Source organism: Paenibacillus sp. 3LSP (genome assembly GCF_032465655.1).
GTDB lineage: Bacteria > Bacillota > Bacilli > Paenibacillales > Paenibacillaceae > Fontibacillus > Fontibacillus barengoltzii.
In genome coordinates this window covers 1-24,386 of record NZ_JAWDJI010000241.1, presented here as the reverse complement: position 1 = coordinate 24,386, position 24,386 = coordinate 1, and the positions used below count along the sequence as shown (strand labels likewise).

Below are 24,386 nucleotides of genomic sequence, written 5' to 3'. Positions count from 1 at the left end.
CTTACCTCCGCAAGCTGTTCCACAAAAAAGGCGATGCCGGAACGCAAGCCCCAACGCCTAAGCAACCGCTGAACATGAAACGCACGGCGTAACTGCCAGGCATATATAGAAGAAAGCCCGCCGGATGGCGGGCTTTCTTCTATTTAATATCTTCTGTTTCGACCCACCCCAAGCATACAGCTCGGCGATTACTGCACCTGCGAGAACCGAAGGTCTTGGCAACCCTTATTTTCCAAATGCTTTGCTTCCACGACAGCGTAAGGAAAGAATAACCGCTAGACCTGTATTAATATACTTACTATACTTATATATTGACTAAGTTGAGAACCTTGGAATACAATGCAGTAGAATTCATCATAGAATAGATAGGTGATCTGAACAATGGAACAACACGCTTACCGCGTATTATTATTCTATAAGTTTGTCCGCATCGAGGATCCTGCCGCCTTCACTGCTGAGCATCTGCAATACTGCAAGGAGCTGGGGATCAAGGGCCGCATCCTAATCGCTGCCGAAGGCATCAACGGGACCTTGTCCGGGACAGTAGAGCAAACTGAGAAATATATGAACGACCTCCGAGCAAATCCGCTGTTCGCCGATATCGTGTTTAAGATCGATGAAGCCGAAGGCCATGTATTTAAGAAGATGTTTGTCCGCCACAAAAAAGAACTGGTCACTTTCCGCGTTGATCAGGAGCTTGACCCTAACGTGATCAGCGGCAAGCGTCTCTCCCCCGTCGAGTTTTACGAGCAACTCCAGCGAGATGATGTGATCGTTCTAGATGGACGTAACGATTATGAGTACGATATTGGCCATTTTCGCGGGGCGATTCGGCCGGATATTGAATCCTTCCGCGAGTTTCCGGAATGGATTCGCCAGAATCTGAGCGAGTACAAGGATAAGAAAATTTTGACTTACTGCACCGGGGGCATCCGTTGCGAGAAGCTGACCGGCTTCTTGCTGAACGAAGGGTTCACCGACGTTGCTCAGTTGGAAGGCGGAATCGTGACCTATGGCAAAGATCCGCAGGTGAAAGGACGTCTTTTTGACGGCAAGTGCTATGTGTTCGACGAACGGATTTCCGTGCCGATCAACCGTACGGACGAGGACATCGTGATCGCCAGCTGCCACCATTGCGGTACGTCGCATGACCGGTATATCAACTGCCCGGTATGCAACTTGCAATATGTCTGCTGTGAGGATTGTGAAGAGGAACATCAAGGCTTCTGTTCGGAGGCGTGCCGGGAAGCTGCTCTCGCCGCCTCGCAAAGCTAAGAACCGCCGGAACTATCACCCGAAAGGGAGTGTCTCACATGAATACGAAGAAAGACCTTTCCACCCGCGAGCGGATTTTACATTTAATGAAAACCGCCGGACCTCTGAGTGCCAAAGAGCTGACGACCGAGCTGCAGATTACGGAAATGGCGGTGCGCCGCCATCTCGGCACGATGGAACGCGACGGGCTGATCGAATCGAAAATGGTTCGACAGACGGCAGGACGGCCCACTGCAGTGTATGGGTTAACCGAGCTGGCTGAGGGACTTTTTCCTAAGAGATATCATTCGCTGACGCTGGATCTGCTGGACGAATTGGCCGAGGAGAGCGGCGAAGTCATGGTGGACCGCCTGTTCGATCGCCGTAAGGAGAAGCTGAGCCGCAGATATATGGCCGAGATGCAAGGGAAATCGCTTACCGAAAAGGTGCGCACGCTCTCGGAAATTCAAAACGACAACGGGTACATGACGGAGCTTCAAGAAACCGATGGCGGCGAATACGTGCTGATGGAGCATAACTGCCCGATCTCGCAAATCGCGAATCGCTACAATCATGCCTGCGACTGCGAATTGAAGCTGTTCGAATCGCTGCTGGATGCCGATGTCGAACGTACGGAATGTTTAGCCCAGCAAGGGAGAAAATGCGTGTATGTGATCCGCCAGCGGGAGCGGTAAGGGAAGAAAATTCGCCTATAGAAAAAAGCAGCCTGATGGCTGCTTTTTTGGTTATATATCATAGACGGCTAACTCGTCCTCAATGGCTTGCTTCACGAGCTGGATACACTCTTCCGTCGTCTTGGCAAAGACGCGTTTGCCGTTCACCAGTGCATAAGGTCTGAGCTTACATAACCCGCATAAACTAAGACAGTCCTGACGCATCACGGCAATTTCGGGGTATTCCTCTTCCAGCTTCTCCAGCTCAAGCGCGCTCATCAGGTTGCTGTCGCACACCTCAACGATTACGATGCCCAACCCCATGACGTCGTTCACCCCAAACTATTAGGCTAATGATGCTTGAACCCTCATTATGAAATTCATGAACCGATTTGTCAATGGCTGCGAACGATTTAACATACTTAATATACATTTATGTTGACTAAGTCGATTTGCGGATTTATAATTAGTCTTGTCGGAATTACTACTACATATTGAAGAAAGGATGGATTTAGAAATGGCACATCAATTACCTGCATTGCCTTACCCAAACAACGCACTTGAACCTCATATCGATGAAACAACGATGATGATTCACCATGATCGTCACCATAATACGTATGTAACGAACCTGAACGCAGCTCTGGAATCCGCTCCAGAATTGCAATCCAAATCCGTTGAAGAACTGATCAGCGATCTGGACAGCGTACCAGAAAGCATCCGCACTGCTGTTCGCAACAACGGCGGCGGCCATGCGAACCACTCCTTGTTCTGGGAAACGATCGGCCCGAACGGCGGCGGCCAACCTTCCGGCAAACTGGCTGAAGCGATCAACAACGAGCTGGGCGGCTTCGACAAATTCAAAGAAGACTTCACAAAAGCAGCTACCACTCGCTTCGGCAGCGGTTGGGCTTTCCTGGCTGTAGATGCTAACGGCAAATTGTCCGTATACAGCTTGCCTAACCAAGACTCTCCGCTGATGGAAGGCAAAACGCCAATTCTTGGCCTGGACGTATGGGAGCATGCCTACTACCTGAAATACCAAAACAAACGTCCTGACTACATCGCCGCTTTCTTTAACGTTATCAACTGGCCTGCAGTTGAGAAACGTTACGAAGCAGCGCTGAACAAGTAAGTTCACGTGTTGGCGTAACGCCTGCACGAACGCATAAGGGTGTCCACTGGACCGGTTAACCGGCTCTGTGGGCACCCTTTTTTTTCATGTAACCCGTGGGCCCTATCGTCTCCGAGCAACGGACTCCCGCACAACCAATGTCGGCGGGACCTGCCAGTGAATCTTCTCTCGGGAACGCCCAAGGTCAGACAAGAGCAAGCTAATGGCGGCATCGCACATCCGCTCCTTCTCCACCCGCATCGTCGTCACATGTAACCCTTCGCTGTTGACATAAGGCAAATCGTCAAATCCGGCGATCGAGACATCCTCCGGGAATCGTTGGTTTCGCTCCTTCAAAAGACCAGCCAGCAAATAAGCAATGCGATCATTCCCGCAAAAAAACGCCGTCGGCCATTCCTCTAATCCATCCAGAAATTGCGCAATTTCCGCCGCAGTGTAATCATATCCCTTGGACGTCGTCAAGCAAGCCGCCTCCCGAATCATGAGCCCCTGCTGTTTCATCGCTCTCTCAAACCCAAACCAGCGCTCCTCATGACTGGTCGATAGATTCGTTGGTCCGATAAACCCAATGTCCCGATGGCCGGCTTCAATTAAGTGGGAGACCGCCGTAAAGGCCCCCTCCAAATTGTCCGAGGTGACGGCCGGACAAGGCAGATCGTGGTAGTAGGAATCCATCAGCACCAGCGGCGTGTCCAGCTCCCATATCCGCTCCGCATACGCCCGGTCCACGATCCCAAACAGAATCACTCCCCGGTACGGAATATCGGAGAACGGTCCCGGCAGCAAACGTGCTGCTTCCATCTCTCGGTCAAGCGGGGTGATAACGGCGTTAAGCCCTTTTTTGCGCGCGCTTCGTTCCAATCCCCAAATCATATCGTGAAAAAACTGAAAATGATCATTATCCTGATAGCTCATGATCCGTTCGGGAACGAGCACCAGAATATTCGCTTGTCCGCTCTCATGGTGCGCGTATGGGCCATACCCCAGCTCTCGCGCAGTTTCGTGCACACGGCGGCGCATCTCCTCGCTGACGCCCTTTTTGTTCATTAGCGCCAAGGACACCGCATTTTTAGAAATTTGCAGACGGTCGGCGATATCCTGCATAGACACTTTCTTTTTGCGGCCCATTCTTTTCATTCCTTTCGAATCATGCTACACTTAACCTACATAGTACTTTACAAATATTTATTTTGTCAAGTTTGTCAAGTTGTGAATCTTCACTTCCACAGGAGGAATGAACGTTGAGTTATGCAATTGGTATCGACATCGGGGGCACGAAGACGGCCATCGGGTTGATTGGCACGGACGGTGAAGTGCGGGCGAAGGGTTCTCTGCCAACCGATCAGACGGTAGGGCCTGAAGTGATGGTCGATCGGATGGCTGCAGCCATCCAAGACATCATTACCGCCCAAGGTATCGCAGAGTCCGAGCTTCTAGGCATCGGCGTTGGTGCTCCCGGCCCACTTAACACGAAGGAAGGTAAAATCGCCGAACCGCCGAATCTGCGGGGCTGGTGGAACTTCCCGATCGTCGACTCACTGAAGCGCTACTTCAGTCTGCCGATCCGACTGGAGAACGACGCGACCGCTGCGGCCCTCGCGGAAAAATGGCTTGGTGCTGCCAAGGATGCGGACCACTTCGTGTTTATCACAATTAGTACGGGGATTGGAGCCGGGATCTACTCCCACGGCAAGCTCCTCACTGGAGCAAGCGGAAATGCCGGCGATGTCGGCCATATCGTCGTAGATCCTTCCGTTGGCACCTGTGTGTGCGGGCAGAAGGGCTGCTGGGAATTTGTCGCCTCCGGCACCGCGGTCGCCAGACAAGCTTCGGCGCTGCTGGGCCGTGAGGTTTCTTCTAAAGAAGCTTTTGATTTGGCGGCGGCTGGGCAACCTGTGATACAGGAACTCGTAGCCAAAGTCTTTGAAAATATCGGCGTTGGCTGTGTAACCCTCATTAATACGTTTGATCCGGAGAAGCTGGTCATCGGCGGCGGTGTATCTCAGGTTGGCGAGCCGTTGTTCAACGCGGTACGGGACTACGTGTCTAAGTACGCGCTGAATCCTTCGGGCCGTCAAACCCCTATTGTTCCTGCTGCGCTTCATCAAGACGCGGGCTTGATCGGCGCCGCTGCCCTAATCCATATTCCATACTGATCCTACAGACAAAAGGAGTCCGATAACGATGAATGAACCAATTTTTTTGCAGCCGATTTTCCAAGAACGCATTTGGGGGGGCACCAAGCTCAGAGATTTGTTTGGCTATGACATCCCCAATGACCACACCGGTGAATGCTGGGCCGTATCCGCTCACCCGAACGGGCAAAGTGTTGTGAAGAACGGGCCGTACCAAGGCATGAAGCTGGGGGATTTGTGGACCTCTCATCCGGAGCTGTTCCGCTCCTCGTCCAAGGTGTTCCCATTGCTGACGAAAATTCTCGACGCCTCCGACGACTTGTCGGTGCAAGTGCACCCAGACGATAAGTACGCTGGCAAATACGAGAACGGCGAGCTGGGCAAAACCGAATGCTGGTACATCGTAGATGCTGAGCCGGGGGCTGTCATCATTTACGGCCATGAAGCCAAAACCAAAGAAGAACTCGTCTCCATGATCCATAACGGAGAGTGGGATCGCTTCCTCACGAAAGTGCCGGTGAAACCAGGCGACTTCTTTTATGTTCCAAGCGGCACGCTGCACGCCCTGGGGAAAGGCATCGTTGTGCTTGAAACGCAACAAAGCTCGGATACCACCTACCGTGTATATGACTATGATCGCCGTGACAAAGACGGCAACACCCGAGAGCTCCATCTGGAGAAAGCGATCGACGTCACCACCGTTCCGCAAGCGTATGAACCCATTTCTTATGAAACAACGCAGCGCGGCGGCTTGACGGTCACTTCTTACGTCTCCAATTCCTTCTTTACGGTGGAAAAATGGAACGTCTCCGGCGAAGAAACCGAGGTTGCCGCGAACCAGAAATATACAATCTTCAGCGTGCTTGCCGGTAACGGGAAGCTGACGGCAGGCGGACAAAGCTATGATCTGGCCAAAGGCGAGCATTTCATCTTGCCAGCAGGCTTTGGTCCTTACCGCTTAAGCGGGGAGCTTGAAATGATCATGTCCCACGAATAATTCCAGGCAAAAAAGGACGGAAGCGCTCATCCCATACGATGACGACTTCCGTCCTTTTTACCTATCGCTTTCCTCTAATTAAGCTTGAATATACCGATCGTTTAAAATCCGCATATGGTGCTCCGCATGCCCGGCGATGATATAGGCGATGGCACGGGCTGTGGCCGGATAGTCGGCTACGTACCCCTTGCGGGCCCATGCTTCGTCATCCAGCTGACGAACCAGCGCCAATGTGGATTCCCGCACGATCTCGAAGCCCTTTACGATCTCCTCCATCGACTGACGGTCAAACCCGGCATGACGGGCGAACAATTCCTCTTCAAAGCCTGGAAGCGGCGTCGTATCGCCGCGGGCAATCCGCAGCATACGGTATTGCATGACCCGTTCCGCATCCGCCATATGGCCGATGACTTCCTTCACGCTCCATTTCCCTTCGGCATACCGGTAGTTTGCTTGCTCTTCACGAATACCTGCCCACTTCTCTCGAAGCCGCTTCGGCTGCTCCTCCAGAAACTTAACGAACTCCCCCTCAGGCACCATCTGAATGTAAGGTTCAAAATGCGGGGCGTATTCCCCTGTCTGCGGCCGAATCAACATCTCCAACATTCCTCCTTCATGAACGTAATCAATCCTATTCCTCGTCTTCCCACACTTCATCCATTAAAGCGCGGATATGACGGCTTCTCTCTTCCGTTTCCCGCAGGTTGGGAACCCATTTCGTGCCGTTCCATTCCACAACATCTCCCGGTTTGACCTTAGGATCCACCTGGGAACGCGGGACATTTCGGAGCTTCCCGTCCGATTCCAAAATGCATAAATCGCCCTCAAAGCCTTCCACGATATGGCTCATCTTATCCTACCTTTCCGTTGTGATCCGGTAGCCCTCGCCGTCGCTGGCGATCTCCACGGTACCCTGAAGATCGTTGCGATAGACCTCTACCTGTTGCTTAGACAACCGATCCAGGATCGTCTTCGTCGGGTGCCCGTAAGAATTCTCTCCCACCTGGATCACCGCATATTTTGGCTTCACTGCATTCAAAAACTTGGCCGTTGTTGAAGATTTCGAGCCATGGTGCCCGACCAGCATAACTTCGGCGCGCAAATTCACTCCGGATTCTAACATTGCCCGTTCGCTCTCCGATTCAGCATCCCCGGTTAACAGAAAAGAAGTGCGGCCATATGTTACCTTCACAACGGCACTCATGTTATTACTGTCGTCGGTCACGGTCACCGGTGCGATCATACTCACCTTCACCTGCTCGTCCCAGGCTAGCTCCAGGCCCGCTTTGGCGGTCTTCACCTTCAGCCCTTTGTTCCGAATGGAGTTCAGCAAGGACTCATATGTCTTCGTATTGGACTGGATCCTTGGCATGTAGATTTCGCCGATGTCCAAACGATCGATGACCCGGTCCAGCCCGCCGATATGATCCGCATCTGGATGTGTCCCGATCACGATATCCAAGTGATTCACGCCATAATACCGAAGGTAGTCCAGCATCGCCTGCTCCTGGTCATTGTTGCCGGCATCAATCAGCATCGTATGCCCGGAGGGGCTGATCAACAACTGGGACGCACCTTGTCCCACATCCAGAAAAATTACGCGTAGCTGACCGTCTCCTTCCACTTCGGAAGCAACGGAGGTGTTCTCCGCCAGCCGCCCCGCAACTTCTTCCCAGTTCGCTGCGCTGCAGCCTGCAAGAAGTACGCTTAACCACACCAAAAATACGCCAATAACCGTCCAACATGTCTTCTGCCTAATCATAGATGTTAATCCTTCCCAGAACATTTGTTCTAATTATAGCGGATAATCGAGCCTTAAATCAATCAAAATTTAGCAAATGGCACATAAAAAATAGTTAGTTCATAAAAAAGAGTCTGCCTTTCCAAAGGCAGACTCAAATGATTCATGTTCGATCTTATTTCACTGAAACGCTGATAGATACCTTTTTGCCGCCATACTCTGCTTTGATGGAAGCAGAGCCCTTGGCAATCGCCTGAATCTGACCAGCCGACACTTTCGCAACGTTCGCCTTGGAGGTTGTCCACTTCGCGCTGCCCGTTACCGTGGCGACCTTGCCAGTATCGTACGTTGCCGTCAGGACAACCGTTTTGGCCGCACCAGGAGCCAGCTGCAGCTTCTTCTCGCTAACCTCCAGTTTCACCAGCTTCGGAACCACATTCACTTTCACGGTAACGACATTGCCTTGATAAGAACCTGTGATCGTCGCGGTTCCTTCAGCGACAGCCTTCACCGAAGAGGATGATACCGTAGCAACGTTCACATCGGAGGAGACCCAGCCCATTTTGGAGGACAGGGTGACTTTCTTGCCGTCTGCATAATACCCCGTTACCTTGATCGATTTCGATTTCTTGATGTTAAGCTCGATCGTTTGCGGCTCTACAACAATCTTGGTGATTTTCGGCTCAATAGAGACCGATATATTGAGGGTCTTGTTCTCGAAAGTTCCTTTCAGCGTGGCCGAGCCTTTGCTGAGACCTTTCAGCTTCTTGCCGTCTGCTGTCGACTTCAACACCGCATTGGAGCCGGTAACGCTCCATTCAACGCCAGCCAGATTCGTTTGCTCTACACCATTTTCATAGACCACCGTGATTTCCGGCAGCGCATTTTCTTCACCGATGACGATGTTCATTGAAGTTTGCGTGGCGAGAAGCGTCAGAACCTTTTCTTTCACGTTAACTTTAAGCGTCACTTCAGTTCCGCGAATTGGGAAGTCCGCGTTCGGGGTCAGCCCTGTTCCGGCTTCTGCCAGCTTCCCGGTCAACGTAACTTCAGCAGATACAACCGAGTCATCCAGATCCTTCGTTACGATCTTTCCATCCTCGACTACCGCGATATCCTCTTGGCTCGAGGTCCACGTGATGGCATCGCTGAGATCGATGGATTCTCCGTCCAGCTTCGTGCCGGTCACCTTCGGCAGGCTCGCCGATCCGCCTACATAGATATCAAGCTGCTCTTTCTCGATTTTGAGCTCGGTCACCGTAGGAAGTACCGTAACTTTGAAGCTCTTGCTCACGCCTTGATAGCTGGCTTTAATCGTAGTTGATCCCGCCGCTTTGGCCGTCACAACACCGGTGTCACTTACAGTCGCAACTAATTTATTGGAAGAAGTCCATTCCGCACTATTGCTGACGTCTTGAGTTTCGTTTGCCTTCACTCTCACGCCGGCATTTACTGCCAACGTTTCCCCGATGAAGATCGTCTGATCGCCGGACGGCGTGAGCAGAATCGCTTCATACGGGGCTCTTACGTAAATGTCGACTTTGGCTTGCTCGCCATAATAGGTTGCCGTAATCGTCGCTTTCCCCGTCGATACGATTTTAACCGTACCGTCTTCGACTGTAGCAACGCTGGTATCCGAAGAACTCCAGGTGGCTTTTTCCGTAACGTCGTTTGTCGTATCCGGGTCGCTCTTCAGCACCGTTTTCACCTTAAGTTCTACTTCTTTATCTGCCACGATCAACTCAAGGTCTTCTTTATCCTGAATTTCCGTGTCTGTCGTTCCAGACGTCTTGTACAATTTCAAGCCGGAGTAAGGCGACGTCACCTTCGCTTTGAACGAAGCAGTCAAACCGGCATATTTCGCTGTAATCGTCGCTTCCCCTGTACCGGTCAGCGTAATCTTGCCCTTTTCAACAGTCAGTACACCCGTATTCGAGGAAGTCCAATCCGCCTCATCCGTTACATCCTTGGGTTCCACAGACGTGTTATCCACCTTCGCCTTAGCGGTGACGGTCAGATCGGAGTCAGGGGTGTCCAGACTATATTTTCCGTCTAATTTGTAGTCCAAAGTTAATTCAGTGTAGGTGTCTGTAACTTTAATCGTAATAGACGATACCGACCCGACTTCAGTCGTTGGATTTTTATATTCCGCCGTGATGATCGCAGTACCGCTCTTCAGCGCGGTGACCAAACCGCCGGCACTAACCTTGGCTACGGTATCATCACCGGACGTCCAAGTTACAGTAGAAGTCACATCTTTGGTGCCGCCCCCTTCAAGCCCAGCCGTTACTTTAAGCTGCTTCGTTTTCCCCACGCCGAGTTCAACGGTCGTACCGGCTCCATCGATATTAATCTCCTTGATGTCCCCAGATGCTGCAAATGCGCCCGTAGGAGCAAGTACCGAAAGGAGGAGCGTCAAGACGAGCATCCAATACGTCATCTTCCTGTTAGCCAACATTGATTCCTCTCCTTTATTCTCATTGCTGATGTACCGGAACCTTTTTCCAGCCTTCTCCCATTTTATATCGACATTTAGTAGATATTTCGTAACGTTTTTCGTCAAAATAATCCATTTGTCCTATAAAAAAAATAGAGCACACTCAATAAACGAGTGCACTCTATCTTCACAAATGCCGAGGACCGGGCTCGAACCGGTACGGTAGTCACCTACCGCAGGATTTTAAGTCCTGTGCGTCTGCCAATTCCGCCACCCCGGCTTGTTCAAAAATTCCGTATTTATGATTATATACAGAATTCCAATCAATATCAACCCAAAATTCATGCTGTCTTATTCCGATAAACTATTCAGTTAGGAATTATGGTAAGTTAAGGTTAGTCTTGCGAAAAAAGGCTTGAATTTCAGGAAAGGTGAGGTTAGCATTCATGCACGAATTGAAAATGGCAGTTACGCTGGGTCATCAAGTGGTCATTCAACTGCATGACGGACAATTGATGACCGGACTGCCGAAGTGGGGTTCAGCGCCTGACAAAGTACATCTGCGCACAACAGAAGGGGCCGTCTGGGTGAATCTCGACGAAATCCATCACGTGACGCGAATCATTCCATTTGGAAAATCTTTTTAATTTTTTCTGCAACCTTTTCCAATACTCATCGTCTAGAGGTTGTCAAAAAATACTAGACGAGGTGATCACCATGTTTAAACGTAATGTAGCCCTGTTGTCCGCCGCCGCCATTTTGAGCTTGTCTTTGGCTGGAGAAAGCTTTGCTGCTGCAGGGACCTTTAAAGATGTAAGCCAATCTGTCGCCAAAGACAGTATTTCTGTCCTGCAAGCGAAAGGCATCGTTCGCGGCGTCAGCGCCGACAGCTTCCTGCCGGATGACCAATTGACGACTAGCCAGGGCGTTCAGTTAATCGTCAATCTGCTGGGGTTGAAGTTGGATACTCCAGAAAACGCTGGTGATTATTTTGTCAATGTCAAGCAAGATGCCTGGTATGCCCCTGCGTTCTCGATTGCTCAAACTAACGGGTTTGATCTTGACGTCAACGTGAATCCGGACAAGCCTATGACGCGTGAGGAATTTACCCATCAGCTGATTTTGGCGATGGAGAAGCATGGCGATTTGCCGATGATCAATATCAAACCAATCGAATTTGCTGACGATGACCAGCTGACGGTTTCTTATCAAGGGACGGTTCAACGTGCGCTTGTGCTCGGGATCGCCCAGCTGGATGAGAACAATCAATTCCATCCGGGAGATCTGATTACCCGCGCAGAAGCGGCTCTCTTGACCTATCATGCGGTGGAATACTTGGCCGCACATCCTGCTCCGTCTCCGGACAGCAAGTGATCGCCTATTCGATAAAAATTGGAAGGACCGCCTTGTGCGGTCCTTTTTTGATTTCCGTGAAAAGCTTAAATTTTAATAAAATTCACTAAATCGACAGATTTTTGCATTTTATTTCAGGATTTAGGGAGGATTTACAAAAACGGACATAGAAAACATAAGGGTACCGCTTTAATTTGGTGCAGAACAGTGACAGTACATGGAAGAGGTCGGACAATCACCAGTCGAAAGCGGACGGATGGCATTAATACCTCAACTAGGAGTTGTTCGTCATGGAACTCATCCTCAAAATTGAAGAGCTCCGGATGGAATTAAACCATCTTGCCCGAAGTAAACGTCTTGCGGATCGGGAAATGATCATGGTAAGTCAGCAACTAGATGAATTGCTAAATGAATACCATCGATTAATGATCCAGAAGCAAGTCAAATGATCTTTAGGGAGCTGTGACAACGGCTCCTTTTTTCTATTTTGATAAAAAGATCTCCCAAATACTGAAACTTACCATTGAGCTAGCCCGTATAGAAAACCCGATGTGTTCTGGCGTATAGATGAGGCCTGGAAAATATTCTAGTACTATCCGACAATTTTAAAAGGAGGAGAAATTTTATCGTTCAGCGAACAGGGATTATCCATGACGGAAAAGAGGTTGGGCAGGTTTTGTTTTACCTGATGATTTGGAGAGGCTTGAATCTTCTTACGCTCAGAAAAGTCTCATTTATTCACAAAAAAATGGCCTACTACAAAACGCTCAACAGGAATCTACGAAACTTTGATTTTAATGATTGAAAAGCAAAAACCCCCTTGCCAAAGCAAGAGGGTTTTGCACTTATGGGCCCTACAGGACTCGAACCTGTGACCAATCGGTTATGAGCCGACCGCTCTAACCAACTGAGCTTGTGGAATCGTATTTCTTAGTATTTCTATGTTTTGTTACTTCGATTTATACAGCGTTTTTTCGTATATAGTTTTTCTCGATTTCAGAATTTATGTTAGCAAATCCGTTAGCAAATTTAGCGAGATTTAGACGATGGCTTTGATTTAGGATAATCGAATAAAAGAACAAATACCATTAGATTGAGCATCTTTTCTCGTTCATCCTCGGTTAGTTTCTTGCCATCAAAAGTCCAAGGCATCTTTAGCATTCCACTGAACGGGGTTACTAGTTGGGAATCTGGATACTCGGCGAGCTTTTCACGCAATTCAAGTTGACTCAATACATTTTCTTTTAATTTTATTCCATTTGACCATAGCAAATCAAATGCTTCAACTATAACTTCTATAACTTCGCCGCTGTCCGACAAATTAAATCTCCCCCTTTTTTACTCAATACTTTATCCAGTAATCAATATTTCCGCTGGACTTCTGCAGTTTTGGTTTAGCTGTTGTCTCCCGCTCCCACGCCTCCAAAATTACGATCGTGTCCAAACGCGGATTATCCGGCCAAAAGATGTATCTCTGCTCTACTAGGACACGCAGGCCCGCGTAAATGTCTTGCTTGCTCCTACCCGTCTTTATCTCCAATTCTTTGATCGTCGGCATCCGGTGCGTTTGCTTTGAGAAATTAAACAAGACCCGGAGCAGTTTACGCTCCAAATCGTTCAACATTTGATCACCCCATTTTGCGAACGTTTGTTTGTATTATACGCCGAGAAGACGAAAAATAAAAGCTCACCCGGAGATGTATCCTGATGGACTTTATGCAAACATGATATACAAAAATATCAACTAATTGATATTTTTTATTGACTTCATATATAAATATGTGCTATATTTATATCAGGAAGTTGATAGAAATAACTTCCTAAGGAGGTGAGAAACAGGATGGAAAAGCAGCTCATAGAAGCTTTTGAAAAGCTCCAAAAACGCGAACACCTCCTGCGGGTAGCACGTCACCAAATGCAGTTGGGACGGATTACCGAGGAGGAGTTCAGAAAACGTGAGGCGCAGATACTTGACCGGTATCGCCTCACTCTCGGAGAACAACGGGCTTACGACCTGTACCTCCGAATGAAAGGCAAGCGCAACAGCAAGTAAGCGCGGAAGAGGAGCCGAGCAATTAGGCTCCTCTTTTCTTTTTCTTACGCCGCACTTGCTTAACCCCAATCATAAACCAGTCGTAATTATCCATCAAGCTATCCATATCGACATAGACAAATGGGATCAGTAAATTGCCGTGGGCCTTGTACTCGATTTCCCGCATCAGGACCCCTCCTTCACGTGTTCCAGGATTTCGCCGATTCCTACTTCCAAAAAGTCGCACAGTTTATCGAGCGTCTCTAAGTCCACTCGTTTGACCTTATCATGATACAATCCGGAGACTGTATTGATTGCCAATCCGGTTCCGGCTACTACATCAGCTATTTTCAGGCGCTTGCGCCCCATGATCTCACTAAGGTGATTAATGACCATTCCAAACACCTCCTGAAACAACTATACACTAGGAATAACAAATTATCAACTAGTTAATAATTTTTGTTGACTTCTTATATCAACATGTGCTATATTTATATCAGGAAGTTGATATTTTTAATAACGGAGGTAATAAAATGAACCATCAAATTGAGGCGATTAAAAGAGTGATTGCAAAACGCGTAGCTCGCGGGGCGAATGAACAGCACATTCAAGCCTACAAAGAGAGCATCGCAAAGAACATCAAAAGCGATAAACTCCGTCTACTCATCCTCAAACTGTAATTTAAGGGGCTGCGGCCCCTTTCTCCAATAAATGTGCGAGCCACGGCGCCATGACCCGGGAAACCGGCGAGCGAGACAGAGGCATAACCACGAACAAATAAACCAAAACGAAGTGTATTCTTGATGCTGGAGGATTCGATAGCTTTGAAGGCATGGTATGGGTTCAGGAAATGAGAAAGGTTCCTTATCGAAAGAAGATGAAATAGAAAAAAGCCCGCCAACCAATTAGGTCAGCGGGCTTTTCCGCCTGTGAGGGTCAAGATGCGAAACTGGACTCGCGCGGGAATGCTTCGGAGTCCGGTGTTTGAGAGATTCATTGTGAAACAATCCCGCTAACCAGTTAAGATTTAGCGGGATTGTTTTCTATTTTTCTACAGTTATTTCTTCAGCCTCTAGCCGCAATAATTTATTATTACTTGAATAAACAACATAGCCAGAAACCTTGACTCTTTTCTTTAGGAATCGTTCAAGACTCTGTTCACCATCATTATTTAATAAGTAACATCTTACTTCATCATGCTTAACACCTTCGTAAACAAATGGACGGATAATTAAACTCTTATCGTCTAAATCAATGCCACGAACTTTTCCCTTTCCACGAACAAATTCTTTATTCACTAGTTTTTTTGCTTGTTTGGATAACTGTTTACGTGTATGTTTTGTTGTAGTTACTGTACGCTGTTGAAAAATTATGTTGTTTCCTTCAAAAGATATTTGTTCAATATTTGAATGAGAACTAGGTGTAACTTGCATAGCATAGTGAATAATCTTTAATATATCTCTTTCATCATATTTTTTGACTAACTCATTAAAAATTTCTTCATCTTCTGCTGAGGCAAGTGCGGATAATATCAGTTGCATCGACTCAACAGCCATTTCATTTTGGATTGCAAGTTCTCTAAGTTTTTCCCACGGGTCTTTATTATAACTAAATATATCCAGTTGTTCATCGTCACTATCTACTTTTATATCAGGTGATTTCAAGCCTAACTTTAGACTCCCTGTAGCAGTTGTAGCAAGGTCAAATGAGAGTGGAAACTCATTTGTAAAAGACTTAAGATCAATGTTGCGAGCTTTTGCAATTAAGGTTAAGGATTGCCTACTAGCGTTAGATAGTTTGCTTAAGAAATTACCAACTAAGCCGATTGGTCCTTTGCCCGATTTAAAGTCCTCGCCATTGATTCGAATCCAAAGGTCAACATCCTTGTCAGGTTGCGATAGTTTTAAATCGACTTCCTCAGCTAACAACTCATTAAGACGCTCTTTCAGGCTGTCCACTAAATACTTTGCCGAAGGTTCATAAAAGTTGAGTAATTCCGAATTATCTTTATAAGTTGATCTTATTCTTTCCAAGTGTCTTTGGGCTTCTTTTAATTTTTCAATTGTTTCTGACAAGGTGTCAATAACCATCAGATTTCACCTCCATCTAAGTATACCTTAAGTATACCCTTGCTTCGAGGAACTATAACCCAATCTGGGTCTCTTTCAGGGTCCTTATCCCTAAGCTTACCGTATGATCCGCCGGAGCAGAAAAAGTAAGCCCACTGATTCAGCATATCCTCTGAATCAGCCAAAAGTAAGTGGGCCCCGAACATATTTCTAATGGCCAATTGATTTTTTGGATTCAAGAACAAGGAAATTGCCTGCTTATCATGCTCATCCATGGTAGCATATGCTTCAGAAACAACCTCTGGAGGAATGTACGCCGCAAAATCAACATCACCAGGTTCATTTCTTCCTGTAACAAAGCTCCCGTCAATTAATATTGCTTTTGGAGTTAATCCGACATCAATAAGTCTATTGATTAACCCTTTGAACATTCTCCAAACTTTTTTTCTCTTCTCCGTGAATAAGAACATTTGTTCTATATCATTTATTGTACACTCATGAACCCCTTCAGGTAAATGGTATCCATCAAAAAAATTAGGGATATTATTCAAAAGCAATACAGCCCTTCTTTATATATAATGGGAAAATTTGAGAGTATCATTTATTCTCAATTTTTACCCAATAAAGAAAGTATGTCAATTGTTAAATACAAAATAAAAATTACTGTAACATAAAATATAGCCAATCTTAACATAAAGCAAAAAAAAGACCTGCCAGTATATAAACTAGCAGGTCTGCTTGCCGGTAATTTCGGATTTCTATTTCTAATATATCACTGTCTATTCCTTCGTACCTCCATCTCTTTTGTTCAACCCGAGCTCAAATAGCCCCGTAGCCGACAACCCGGCCAAGCCACCGGCCCATAGCCGCAACACCAGATCTAGATCCGTGAACGGGGATGCGGCTGCACCGACCAGGATGCCGATCACCACCCCGATCAGCGGGACGATGTTTTTCGGTAGGTTGACGGTAGTCTTTACAAGTTGCACCAATGCCAGCACAAACACAGCCAGCACCGACGCAAAGGCCATTACGTTATTCAATACTTCCATGATTATCAGTTCTCCTCTCAAATTTTAAATTGTAATCGGAGTAGATTTCTCCGTTTACTCCTGCCAAACTTTTCCCATCCTGCTTTTAAAAAACAAAAGCCCGGATTACTGCTTCGGACTTTGGATTGATCAACGTATGTGATTATGCCGTCTGGCGGAGCCCCACCCCATTCCCGGAGGGTTATTTCCACGGCCTCTCGAATCAGGTCGGAGCTGCGATAGTCACTTTCGTTACGAAAAATCGTACATTCCCAGGCGTCCAAACTATCGTCGCGGATGCCGCTCCATGTAACCCAAACAGCATCGCCGGCGGCTGTCCGGAGGACCAAGTTACGCCCAGGACGGCAGAACTGTCTGGACCCAACTTTCTGCCGAGAATAATGCCGGTCAGCCAGCAGGCGGCAATCTTGATCCCCCTTGTTTGTCACGACCCACATCTTTATTCCACCGGGATACCCGCAGCACGCCGCAGGTAATTCGCCAGATTATTAAAGTGCTGCGCCCGTTCCTTGTTCCCCTCGTCCCGCGCCTTAAACCAGGCCGGAGAGAGCCAGCGGATAATGATCTCCTGGGCGTTGCTCTTTGGCAGCTTGGCCAGCGGCCCTGCGGCCGCCCCGGGTGTCAACGGGATGCCAGCGGCCAGCCTGAGGTTGTTGGCCAAGTTGTGGAAGTGAGTCTTACCAATCTCGTCCCCGGCCTTTTGCGATGCAAACCATGCCGGAGATACATAGTTGTCGATCAATGCCTGGGCGATCCCGGCCGGCAGCGGGACAAAGTCCGGCGGAGTGACCGGCGCAGCCAGCTCTGCGGCGACGTCATAGATGAGATCCTTGAGCGTCTTGCCGCCTGCCTTGAGTGCTTGCTCGCAGTCTGCTTTACGTGCTGGGTCCAGCTGCTTGTGGCTGGCTATATGCGTCGATGGGTTCTTGCCCCACTTGTCGCAGCAATAGGCCAGATACCACACAAACCGCTTGTACGCCTCTGTAAATGTGATCCGGCCACCGTAACAAAGCTCAACCCCAAGGGCCGCGTCGTTGGCATCATAGCCGAACAGGTCATTGTCGGTCGTCACGTTGTAAAGGACGTGCCAGGCTTTTTCCGCCGGTTCCGCCCCGGTGCCGGTCGGGATGATCTCCAGAATCTTCGTGTCATCGATAAAGACATGGGCCGAAGCCGAGCGATCGGTCAGGTTGTTAAAGTAGTTGTAATGGTTGTCCGCCGTAGCTCCCGGGTTGCCCGTATCATGCGCTACGAAAAAAACCGGCGTCCCGGTGGTTAACCGGGTGCCTGGCCGCGTATTCGAACGCTTGGTAATGTAACGGCGCTCGATCGGGTATTTGGTTTTGTACATTTCAATCATCCCTCCCTGTGATGCCTGGGAAATCGCTCCTTGATGTCCCGCAGCTCCCCGATGATCACGTCATACTTGTCCGAAAACTTATCCAGCAGGTCCTGCAACCGCCCCTCCCGCTCCTTGTTTGCTCGCATCACGTAAATTAATAGCCACACAAACAGCGCCGCGAATGGCCCTTGGCTTAAAAAATACCGTACCACTTCATTTTCCATCCCTCATCCCCCATTCTACTTCTCTATCTATTCAGAAGGCCGTTCATTCTCCGCCTCAGCCGCCGGCGCCGCCGCTGCATGTTCCAGTCGGGCCAACGCAGACCCTACCTCGTTATCGATTCCCCGTAAGATCTCGATCTCTCGCCCCGGGTACATCCCAAGGATCAACGTAATGATGTCCGATACCTCGCGTACAGGGTGCTGCAGATCGATCGACACGTCCACTTTCGTAACAACTGCCAAAGGGTTCACCTCCTTTCCGGGCAAAAGAAAAGAGCCTGCGGGATTCGCAGACTCATGGTATAATATGGCTTGTACAACTGAGCTTGGGTGGGAAGTATCGCCTCCAGATCGGAGGTGATGCCGATGAATTTTTCGTTATCAGAAGTGATTATGCTCGGGATGTTTCTTCTCGCACTACTCACCTATCTGAATAAACGAAAATAACCCGCCCAGGTTAGCGCCAAGGAGCGGGTTATTTTCACGCACTTGCTTGGAGGTATCCCACCCAAGTGTTGTACCGGGGAGGCTGTGGCGCAGCCTCCTTGTTTCTATTCTTATCTTAACATATCGTATCGCATACCTCAATATCGTCTATTATTAGCCGAACTTGCGTTCTCGAGGGAAACACTTCCTGATCGTCGAAAGAAATAAAAACGACCGTTTTCCGTGATAATTAATCAAGGTGGTGATGCAGTTGAGACTGAACCATGACTGTGTGCGTGATCTTTTGCTGACGATCGAGGAGACCCTGCCGCTTGACGCAATAGCGTTGACCCCGGGACTACATCAGCATGAAAACCTAAGTAAATACGAATATGAAGAGATAGTATACTGTGTCTCAAAATTAAGAGAAGCAGGGTTTATAGAAACAATCGGTCAAGACTTGATTTCTCCAGCTGGGCGAGTCATCAAAGTTCGTGGATTGACCTATACTGGACACTTATTCCTCGATAACATTCGTGAACCTTCTCGTTGGAAAAAAGTCAAAGAAAAAGCTGATTCAGCAGGCATTGTAGCGTTAAATATAATGGCTGGCTTAGCCGAATCGTATGCAAAAAAAGCGCTAGGCCTAGAGTAAGCCGGCATCTTCGCGTGCAAATTGGTCGGCTAACCTGACTGCTTCGTCTAAGGAATCTGTCGCTGCTCTAACTTTCTTCCATCGCTCACCTTCATGCGTGTTATCAATAAAGGCATGCGCTTTACTTGTCAGCATTTGTGTTTCAGTATCCAAAAGCCCTGCTTCTACAAGCTCGCTACGGTCCACGAAATGCAGGGAAAATAACTCAAGCGCTCGTAAATATTGACGAGCGCTTTCTAATCGATTCATATGCATTGAGCGTACCCCCTTTAAGTATAGTATCGAACGTAAGGCTACCTAAATTGAAAAGAGCCCCGAGGGGCTCTTTTTTACTTATTCAATTGTGCCTCAAGTTGCTTAATCTCGGCCTCGGCTGCGTCGATCTCCGCTTGCATCTTTGTAATGTTAGCGTTACTATCAGCAATTTTTTTCTCGATATTTGTGATGGCTTGTCTAGAGTTTCCTGTCTGAGGGGCAGTTTCCAACTCTTTTAGTTTTTCTTCAAGTGGAGTAAGGACTTCATCGCGTTCGATTTTAATGTTTGATTCATAAGTTTGTATTTTATTTTTTAATAGGCCTATTTGGGCAGAAATCTCTGCATTAGACCGATTTTTAGCATCTGTTTCTGCATCAGTAACAGTCGGTACAATTTCGTCAGTTGTGGTCAATTCAATCCTCTTCCCTTCTACCGAAATATTAATCCCAGCAGCTTCAGAAATACTCCTTACTGGCAAATAGGTTGATCCGTCAATAACTGGTGCTGAACCAATTTGATGACCGTTGAACGATACATCAAACGTTCCTTGCACCTTCTTCCCCAATAAGCTTTTTGCAGAATCCGCAAAAACAGTAGTACTTGCAAATAACAACACACCAACAACTAAACCGGAGATGAACTTCTTCATGGACTACTCCCCCTAGAATAAATTTCACTTCCAGTATACGACATTTTTAGAGTTGCGAGAAAATGATCATGGTTGTTGGGTATGAGTATGAGCAGGGACACCGGCCCACGTCACAAAACCACCATCTGAAGTAGCTAATTTAGTTCCAATCGGTATGCCGCAGTTATATGGACCAGCAACCCCGGTCTGACTACTAATGCCTGCCTTAGAGGTGACCGATGACTCGATTGTTGAGAGTCTTGATGAAAGACCGGAAATAGACGAAATATTAAGGCCTCTCACGTTATCAGCAAAGGAGAAGTCCACATCAGACAAAAACTCCACATCTGTCATGAAGTCAGTAGTACCACCGTTGAAGTCGATACTTGGGGCATAGAGGTTTATCCGTTGCGCAGCCTCGATATAGAAACCATCATCAAGGCCGGCGATAATCCCCTGAAACGCTCCTCTGTCGTCAAAGTACTCCGTTCCGGCGACGCCATATCTGCCAGATTGGGAAATTGAGATCCGCGTGCGACCGGCATTATCGATTGCCTTAAGTCCAGGCGAGCTGACCTCAATGCGCTGACCGCTTGCTGCCGTTCGAATCAACGCACCAGTCAGCGTTCCGCCGGTGATTTCCCCCTGTGCCGTAATATTCCCGGTAAAGTACCCATCCTTCCAGGTTGACGAGTTGAGGTTCGAAGTGTTGATCTGCGCGCTGTTCGCCGTCAGCTTGTTGGCGACCAGATTCCCCTTCATATCCACCCTGAAAGGGGCACTGTTAAAGTCAGCGTGGCCGGCTGCGATGCCTTTCGTATTAATTTGCACAATGTCATTCCCGCTACCGATGAGCATAGAGACGAATGTACCTAGCTGGCCAGTAATGAGCTCCGCCGCGATCCCGCGGGCCGTAATTGCCGTTCGAACCGTCTGCCAGCCGTCCGTCGAAATCCCGATTCCCTTCGAGGTCAGCCGCACCTGCTCCAGCGGATTGGTTTTCTCCTGGGCAAGGATACCACCTTCCGGCGGATAGATCAGCTCCGTCTTACTGTTGTTGATATCGATAACCGCCTGCCGCGCGAAAGCCTCAAAGGCGTCCGCCCGGATCCGGCCGCCGGAAAGCAGGTTCTCCATCACCTTCCGAGAACGCTCCAAGTCTGCGATCAAATCGATATCGTCCTTCAAAGCGAAGTTGGCCAGTGTAACCTTCGAGTGCTGGTCGATCGAATACGGGTACTCTGTCAGCTCCACGATCCGAACAGCGATCCGGTGCATCTCCATGTCTGGATCATAGACGGTCGCCGCATCACCGAGGTCCGGCGGCCGCTCGTCGCGGTCGATCTTATGCAGATCCGCAGCGTCGAGACTGATCTCCAGTTCCGGCATCTCCTTCTTCCGAAGCTCCTCCCGGGTGGACTTGAGCAGCTCGATCGGATCCTCGATGTCCTGCTGGACGTTTTCTCCGTCGAAATACGGGACGCTGTCGCTTCCCCAGTAGTTGACGTATGGTGACAACAAGTAGTTGACCATAACCTTACCGTCCTGGATGGCTCCCGGGACAGACTGCAGCAGGCTGCGCTCTTCGTCCGTCAGGTTGTCGGCGGACATTCCGATCCATGTCCGGCCATCCTTCATCTGGGCAAACATACGAGTGACCAAACCGGTAGCGTCGTCCTTATAGGAGTCGGAGATGATGTTCTTCTTCGTCCGGTACTCGTATCGCTCCGCTTGGGAGCCGATCTTTTTATGGACGTGAATCACGAAGTTGTCCGGCCGGATCTCAGCACCAAACAAGTTGATCACCTGATTGAGAGCTGCCAAAGCGGTCGTCCGGCCAAAATCCTTGATGTCCCAAAGATCAAAAGTGTCATGTACCTGAAACGTGAACCGGCCACCGGTCCACCCGCTGATCTTGTCAAGCAACGTGGAGATGTGCACTCCGTAAGCCTCGGCAATGTAATCATCGTACGGCACCTTGTAATCGTTCAGCTTGAACATGACGTGCGTAGCGGTGATCAGGGCCGTCAGCTTCTTTTTCGACCGATCCCGCTTACGGCTGTTGATCACGTAATACTGGCCGCGCTCGTCCTGAACGTGGCCTTTCATCTGGATTTTTTCCAGATAATCGTCCGAGGACATGGGCACAAAAAAAGACAGCTCATAATCGGAGTTGAGCCGTCTTCGTCGTTCAATACCATAGGCATCGATCAGGGTGCCCAGCCGCTTAAAATTTTTGTCGAATACCTGCATTGTTGGGTTTGGCAAGATATCGCCCCCTAGTACAAGAACTTGTCACGATGAGTGATGCGGAAACGAATCGTCCGCCCTGTAGCCGGGTCCGTCCAGGTTAGGTTATTCGTGCCAAGGTTCAGGTCGAAAAAATCTCCAACGTAAAGGTCGGACACGTTTTCACCATTCCTCGTGATCTTGAATTTTTCGCTGTCGATTACGATCTTGTCGCCAGGCTTGAATTCGCCTATGAACTCAATGGAATCAACGTGGTATAAGGACATTTTTGCCGCCATCGCCGTCTCAGATTGAAAACCTGCTGCGAAGAGACGTTCTCGAATCATCTGTATGGCCATCTCGGATGCGGTCTCAAACATGGTCCCGAATTGGATTTCTCGCGTCATATCCGCGGCCAGTTCGGTTTCCGTTTCAAATGAGGCGGAAATGGTCATGTCGAGATTCATCAACGTCTCCAATGCCGGATCAGATTCAAATACGACAGAAAAGACGGTTTCAACGCTAAATGGACGGTTAAATGGCAACCTGTTAAATGGTCCGCCGAACATGCCGTCACTCCTTCCCCGTGTAACTAAATAAAAAAGGCACCCATAAAAGAGTGCCTCTTACTATTTAATGAAATATCACTTGCTTCCTGGAACAGTAGTAAGAATGTTAAAGTTGTATTGAACCGTACCCGATAAATCATTCCCAATCCTCAGATACACAACTGCTCCAGCAGGTATATATAGATTTTCTATAATTACACCATTACTCGGAACATTTCTTTGCCCAGGAATGAAAGTCGACTCAATATTACTACTAGGATAATAAATAATTACCCCCATATTTAATGATGTTCCGCTTGCTGTGGGATATAGTGTGGCATTAAAAAATCTATCCGTACCAGTATCATTTGTCCACTTATACCAATCATAATCATTTGGTCCTGAGTTGTATAAAGTATACATGGTATTGTCGAATAAGGTAATAGCCTGCTCCCGTGTATCACCAATTCCAATTGCATTCGGAGTTACATCAGCAGCAAAAACGGAAGTCGACATTGTTAGTAGTAGCATCGAAGTAAAAAGAACTCCCAAAATCTTCTTGATTTTCATGTTCTTCCACCCTTCTTAGCTTAATAGAATCGGCCGATTCGACTCTATTATAAATCAATCTCCTATTTTGTGTAAATTATTTACTTAATATAGCATTTTTTATTTCCGGGTTTTGTTCTTTTGATACGCTATTTCGTCCTATTGGTCACGTCAATACACTACGATAACTCGTTAATCTGTTAGCGTCAGCCGAGCCCGTAAATGCATAAACGACCTGTGTAACATTGTCCACGTTATATGCCGCAAACTCACCGGCAAGCAAACCAACGGCAGCACCAAAACTCTTGATATCCGGTCTAAATTTAAGGTATGTCCCATCCGATTTTTGCAGCGTCATTATCTGCGGAAAATCTGTTTTAAGTGCGTTAAAGTATCGGAGGTTTGCTCCAGACGTCGTTGTGGTGGTGGCGCCCGTTTGCCATGACGGTGTTTGCACCATAGGCATGAGTTGTTTCTCGATCATAGTAGGCATTTGCGCGTTGCTCAAGTCTTCGACCCACTCCCGCAAAGCCGGGACATAAACTTGATCAAGGCCGATAGTTGACGGATGATTTACCCCATTACCGCCATTAAGCGGTTTGGTACTGTAATCTTCATTTGTGTACGGCCCCCACATTTCGCTTTCCGTC

Annotated in this window: 33 protein-coding genes and 2 tRNA genes; 11 read left to right on the top strand and 24 right to left on the bottom strand. The window is 48.2% G+C overall.

Annotated elements, in window-relative coordinates; genetic code table 11:
* Positions 1-381 precede the first annotated feature (381 nt).
* Positions 382-1,275, top strand: coding sequence for an oxygen-dependent tRNA uridine(34) hydroxylase TrhO (trhO, locus tag RW092_RS21215; protein WP_316011219.1), 894 nt, complete (start codon positions 382-384; stop codon positions 1,273-1,275).
* 38 nt (positions 1,276-1,313) lie between these two features.
* Positions 1,314-1,949: a helix-turn-helix transcriptional regulator gene (locus RW092_RS21210; RefSeq protein ID WP_316011218.1), complete on the top strand. Its 636-nt coding sequence runs from the start codon at positions 1,314-1,316 to the stop codon at positions 1,947-1,949.
* Positions 1,950-2,000: 51 nt separating this feature from the next.
* Here RW092_RS21210 and RW092_RS21205 read toward each other — a convergent pair whose 3' ends face one another.
* Positions 2,001-2,252 carry a YuzB family protein gene (locus RW092_RS21205; protein ID WP_016311557.1) on the bottom strand — a complete coding sequence of 84 codons (252 nt, stop codon included), beginning with the start codon at positions 2,250-2,252 and terminating at the stop codon, positions 2,001-2,003.
* Between the two features lie 193 nt (positions 2,253-2,445).
* Here RW092_RS21205 and RW092_RS21200 point away from each other — a divergent pair, with 193 nt between their 5' ends.
* Positions 2,446-3,063 (top strand): superoxide dismutase, encoded by a 618-nt coding sequence (locus RW092_RS21200; RefSeq protein ID WP_016311556.1) that lies wholly within the window; start codon positions 2,446-2,448, stop codon positions 3,061-3,063.
* A gap of 102 nt (positions 3,064-3,165) precedes the next feature.
* Here the strand turns inward: RW092_RS21200 and RW092_RS21195 are convergent, their stop codons facing one another.
* The gene (locus RW092_RS21195) at positions 3,166-4,191 is read right to left on the bottom strand and encodes a LacI family DNA-binding transcriptional regulator (protein WP_016311555.1); all 1,026 of its coding nucleotides are present in this window, start codon (positions 4,189-4,191) and stop codon (positions 3,166-3,168) included.
* Between the two features lie 113 nt (positions 4,192-4,304).
* On the opposite strand from RW092_RS21195, the gene RW092_RS21190 reads away from it, so the two are divergent.
* On the top strand, positions 4,305-5,219 hold the full coding sequence (locus RW092_RS21190; protein ID WP_016311554.1) for an ROK family protein: 915 nt from the start codon (positions 4,305-4,307) through the stop codon (positions 5,217-5,219).
* A 28-nt stretch (positions 5,220-5,247) separates the two neighbouring features.
* Complete coding sequence (gene manA, locus RW092_RS21185; RefSeq protein WP_316011217.1) at positions 5,248-6,195, top strand: mannose-6-phosphate isomerase, class I; 948 nt, start codon at positions 5,248-5,250, stop codon at positions 6,193-6,195.
* Positions 6,196-6,273: 78 nt separating this feature from the next.
* Here manA and RW092_RS21180 read toward each other — a convergent pair whose 3' ends face one another.
* From RW092_RS21180 to RW092_RS21160, 5 genes are all read right to left on the bottom strand, one after another.
* Complete coding sequence (locus RW092_RS21180) at positions 6,274-6,792, bottom strand: DinB family protein (protein WP_316011216.1); 519 nt, start codon at positions 6,790-6,792, stop codon at positions 6,274-6,276.
* A gap of 34 nt (positions 6,793-6,826) precedes the next feature.
* Positions 6,827-7,045: a DUF3006 domain-containing protein gene (locus RW092_RS21175; protein WP_016311551.1), complete on the bottom strand. Its 219-nt coding sequence runs from the start codon at positions 7,043-7,045 to the stop codon at positions 6,827-6,829.
* 6 nt (positions 7,046-7,051) lie between these two features.
* Positions 7,052-7,957, bottom strand: a complete 906-nt coding sequence (locus RW092_RS21170) for a ComEC/Rec2 family competence protein (RefSeq protein WP_254899829.1) — start codon at positions 7,955-7,957, stop codon at positions 7,052-7,054.
* Between the two features lie 154 nt (positions 7,958-8,111).
* The gene (locus RW092_RS21165; protein WP_127575426.1) at positions 8,112-10,394 is read right to left on the bottom strand and encodes an Ig-like domain-containing protein; all 2,283 of its coding nucleotides are present in this window, start codon (positions 10,392-10,394) and stop codon (positions 8,112-8,114) included.
* 173 nt (positions 10,395-10,567) lie between these two features.
* Positions 10,568-10,653 (bottom strand) — tRNA-Leu (locus RW092_RS21160).
* A gap of 166 nt (positions 10,654-10,819) precedes the next feature.
* Between RW092_RS21160 and RW092_RS21155 the strand changes: the two genes are divergently transcribed.
* The 3 genes from RW092_RS21155 to RW092_RS21145 all read left to right on the top strand — a co-directional run bounded on the left by RW092_RS21155 (position 10,820) and on the right by RW092_RS21145 (position 12,175).
* A complete protein-coding gene (locus tag RW092_RS21155) occupies positions 10,820-11,020 on the top strand; it encodes a hypothetical protein (RefSeq protein ID WP_016311548.1) in 201 nt (66 codons plus the stop codon).
* A gap of 70 nt (positions 11,021-11,090) precedes the next feature.
* A complete protein-coding gene (locus RW092_RS21150; protein ID WP_036700920.1) occupies positions 11,091-11,747 on the top strand; it encodes an S-layer homology domain-containing protein in 657 nt (218 codons plus the stop codon).
* A gap of 269 nt (positions 11,748-12,016) precedes the next feature.
* Positions 12,017-12,175 carry an aspartyl-phosphate phosphatase Spo0E family protein gene (locus RW092_RS21145; RefSeq protein ID WP_009225645.1) on the top strand — a complete coding sequence of 53 codons (159 nt, stop codon included), beginning with the start codon at positions 12,017-12,019 and terminating at the stop codon, positions 12,173-12,175.
* Positions 12,176-12,574: 399 nt separating this feature from the next.
* On the opposite strand, the gene RW092_RS21140 is transcribed toward RW092_RS21145, so the two are convergent.
* The 3 genes from RW092_RS21140 to RW092_RS21130 form a co-directional block, all read right to left on the bottom strand.
* Positions 12,575-12,640, bottom strand: a tRNA-Met gene (locus tag RW092_RS21140).
* A 115-nt stretch (positions 12,641-12,755) separates the two neighbouring features.
* Positions 12,756-13,046, bottom strand: a complete 291-nt coding sequence (locus RW092_RS21135; protein ID WP_316011215.1) for a hypothetical protein — start codon at positions 13,044-13,046, stop codon at positions 12,756-12,758.
* A gap of 22 nt (positions 13,047-13,068) precedes the next feature.
* Positions 13,069-13,350 (bottom strand): hypothetical protein, encoded by a 282-nt coding sequence (locus RW092_RS21130; RefSeq protein WP_316011214.1) that lies wholly within the window; start codon positions 13,348-13,350, stop codon positions 13,069-13,071.
* 216 nt (positions 13,351-13,566) lie between these two features.
* Here RW092_RS21130 and RW092_RS21125 point away from each other — a divergent pair, with 216 nt between their 5' ends.
* Positions 13,567-13,779, top strand: a complete 213-nt coding sequence (locus tag RW092_RS21125) for a hypothetical protein (protein WP_316011213.1) — start codon at positions 13,567-13,569, stop codon at positions 13,777-13,779.
* A 22-nt stretch (positions 13,780-13,801) separates the two neighbouring features.
* On the opposite strand, the gene RW092_RS21120 is transcribed toward RW092_RS21125, so the two are convergent.
* Together RW092_RS21120 and RW092_RS21115 are read right to left on the bottom strand one after the other, a co-directional pair.
* Positions 13,802-13,945 (bottom strand): hypothetical protein, encoded by a 144-nt coding sequence (locus RW092_RS21120; RefSeq protein WP_198524627.1) that lies wholly within the window; start codon positions 13,943-13,945, stop codon positions 13,802-13,804.
* Positions 13,945-14,154 carry a helix-turn-helix domain-containing protein gene (locus RW092_RS21115; protein WP_316011212.1) on the bottom strand — a complete coding sequence of 70 codons (210 nt, stop codon included), beginning with the start codon at positions 14,152-14,154 and terminating at the stop codon, positions 13,945-13,947. The genes RW092_RS21120 and RW092_RS21115 overlap by 1 nt, the downstream gene beginning before the upstream one ends.
* Before the next feature lie 137 nt (positions 14,155-14,291).
* Here RW092_RS21115 and RW092_RS21110 point away from each other — a divergent pair, with 137 nt between their 5' ends.
* A complete protein-coding gene (locus tag RW092_RS21110) occupies positions 14,292-14,438 on the top strand; it encodes a hypothetical protein (protein WP_316011211.1) in 147 nt (48 codons plus the stop codon).
* Positions 14,439-14,801: 363 nt separating this feature from the next.
* Here RW092_RS21110 and RW092_RS21105 read toward each other — a convergent pair whose 3' ends face one another.
* From RW092_RS21105 to RW092_RS21080, 6 genes are all read right to left on the bottom strand, one after another.
* Positions 14,802-15,848: a hypothetical protein gene (locus RW092_RS21105; RefSeq protein WP_316011210.1), complete on the bottom strand. Its 1,047-nt coding sequence runs from the start codon at positions 15,846-15,848 to the stop codon at positions 14,802-14,804.
* Positions 15,848-16,384, bottom strand: a complete 537-nt coding sequence (locus RW092_RS21100) for a DUF6932 family protein (protein ID WP_316011209.1) — start codon at positions 16,382-16,384, stop codon at positions 15,848-15,850. The genes RW092_RS21105 and RW092_RS21100 overlap by 1 nt, the downstream gene beginning before the upstream one ends.
* A 222-nt stretch (positions 16,385-16,606) precedes the next feature.
* Positions 16,607-16,879 carry a holin gene (locus RW092_RS21095; RefSeq protein WP_410055563.1) on the bottom strand — a complete coding sequence of 91 codons (273 nt, stop codon included), beginning with the start codon at positions 16,877-16,879 and terminating at the stop codon, positions 16,607-16,609.
* A gap of 439 nt (positions 16,880-17,318) precedes the next feature.
* Entirely contained in the window at positions 17,319-18,230 is a 912-nt protein-coding gene (locus RW092_RS21090; RefSeq protein WP_316011208.1) for a peptidoglycan recognition protein family protein, read from the bottom strand.
* A 5-nt stretch (positions 18,231-18,235) separates the two neighbouring features.
* Complete coding sequence (locus RW092_RS21085) at positions 18,236-18,445, bottom strand: BhlA/UviB family holin-like peptide (RefSeq protein ID WP_316011207.1); 210 nt, start codon at positions 18,443-18,445, stop codon at positions 18,236-18,238.
* Between the two features lie 27 nt (positions 18,446-18,472).
* Entirely contained in the window at positions 18,473-18,688 is a 216-nt protein-coding gene (locus RW092_RS21080) for a hypothetical protein (RefSeq protein WP_316011206.1), read from the bottom strand.
* Between the two features lie 448 nt (positions 18,689-19,136).
* Between RW092_RS21080 and RW092_RS21075 the strand changes: the two genes are divergently transcribed.
* Entirely contained in the window at positions 19,137-19,526 is a 390-nt protein-coding gene (locus RW092_RS21075; protein WP_316011205.1) for a DUF2513 domain-containing protein, read from the top strand.
* On the opposite strand, the gene RW092_RS21070 is transcribed toward RW092_RS21075, so the two are convergent.
* The 6 genes from RW092_RS21070 to RW092_RS21045 all read right to left on the bottom strand — a co-directional run.
* Positions 19,518-19,781, bottom strand: coding sequence for a hypothetical protein (locus RW092_RS21070; protein WP_316011204.1), 264 nt, complete (start codon positions 19,779-19,781; stop codon positions 19,518-19,520). The two genes, RW092_RS21075 and RW092_RS21070, sit on opposite strands and share 9 nt — an antisense overlap.
* Before the next feature lie 74 nt (positions 19,782-19,855).
* Positions 19,856-20,431 (bottom strand): hypothetical protein, encoded by a 576-nt coding sequence (locus RW092_RS21065; RefSeq protein ID WP_316011203.1) that lies wholly within the window; start codon positions 20,429-20,431, stop codon positions 19,856-19,858.
* A 66-nt stretch (positions 20,432-20,497) separates the two neighbouring features.
* The gene (locus tag RW092_RS21060; RefSeq protein ID WP_316011202.1) at positions 20,498-22,678 is read right to left on the bottom strand and encodes a phage tail protein; all 2,181 of its coding nucleotides are present in this window, start codon (positions 22,676-22,678) and stop codon (positions 20,498-20,500) included.
* A gap of 11 nt (positions 22,679-22,689) precedes the next feature.
* Positions 22,690-23,208 (bottom strand): phage distal tail protein, encoded by a 519-nt coding sequence (locus RW092_RS21055; protein WP_316011201.1) that lies wholly within the window; start codon positions 23,206-23,208, stop codon positions 22,690-22,692.
* Between the two features lie 75 nt (positions 23,209-23,283).
* The gene (locus tag RW092_RS21050) at positions 23,284-23,757 is read right to left on the bottom strand and encodes a hypothetical protein (protein ID WP_316011200.1); all 474 of its coding nucleotides are present in this window, start codon (positions 23,755-23,757) and stop codon (positions 23,284-23,286) included.
* Between the two features lie 145 nt (positions 23,758-23,902).
* Positions 23,903-24,386, bottom strand: a 484-nt coding sequence (locus RW092_RS21045) for a hypothetical protein (RefSeq protein WP_316011199.1), incomplete at its 5' end; no start/stop codon positions are given.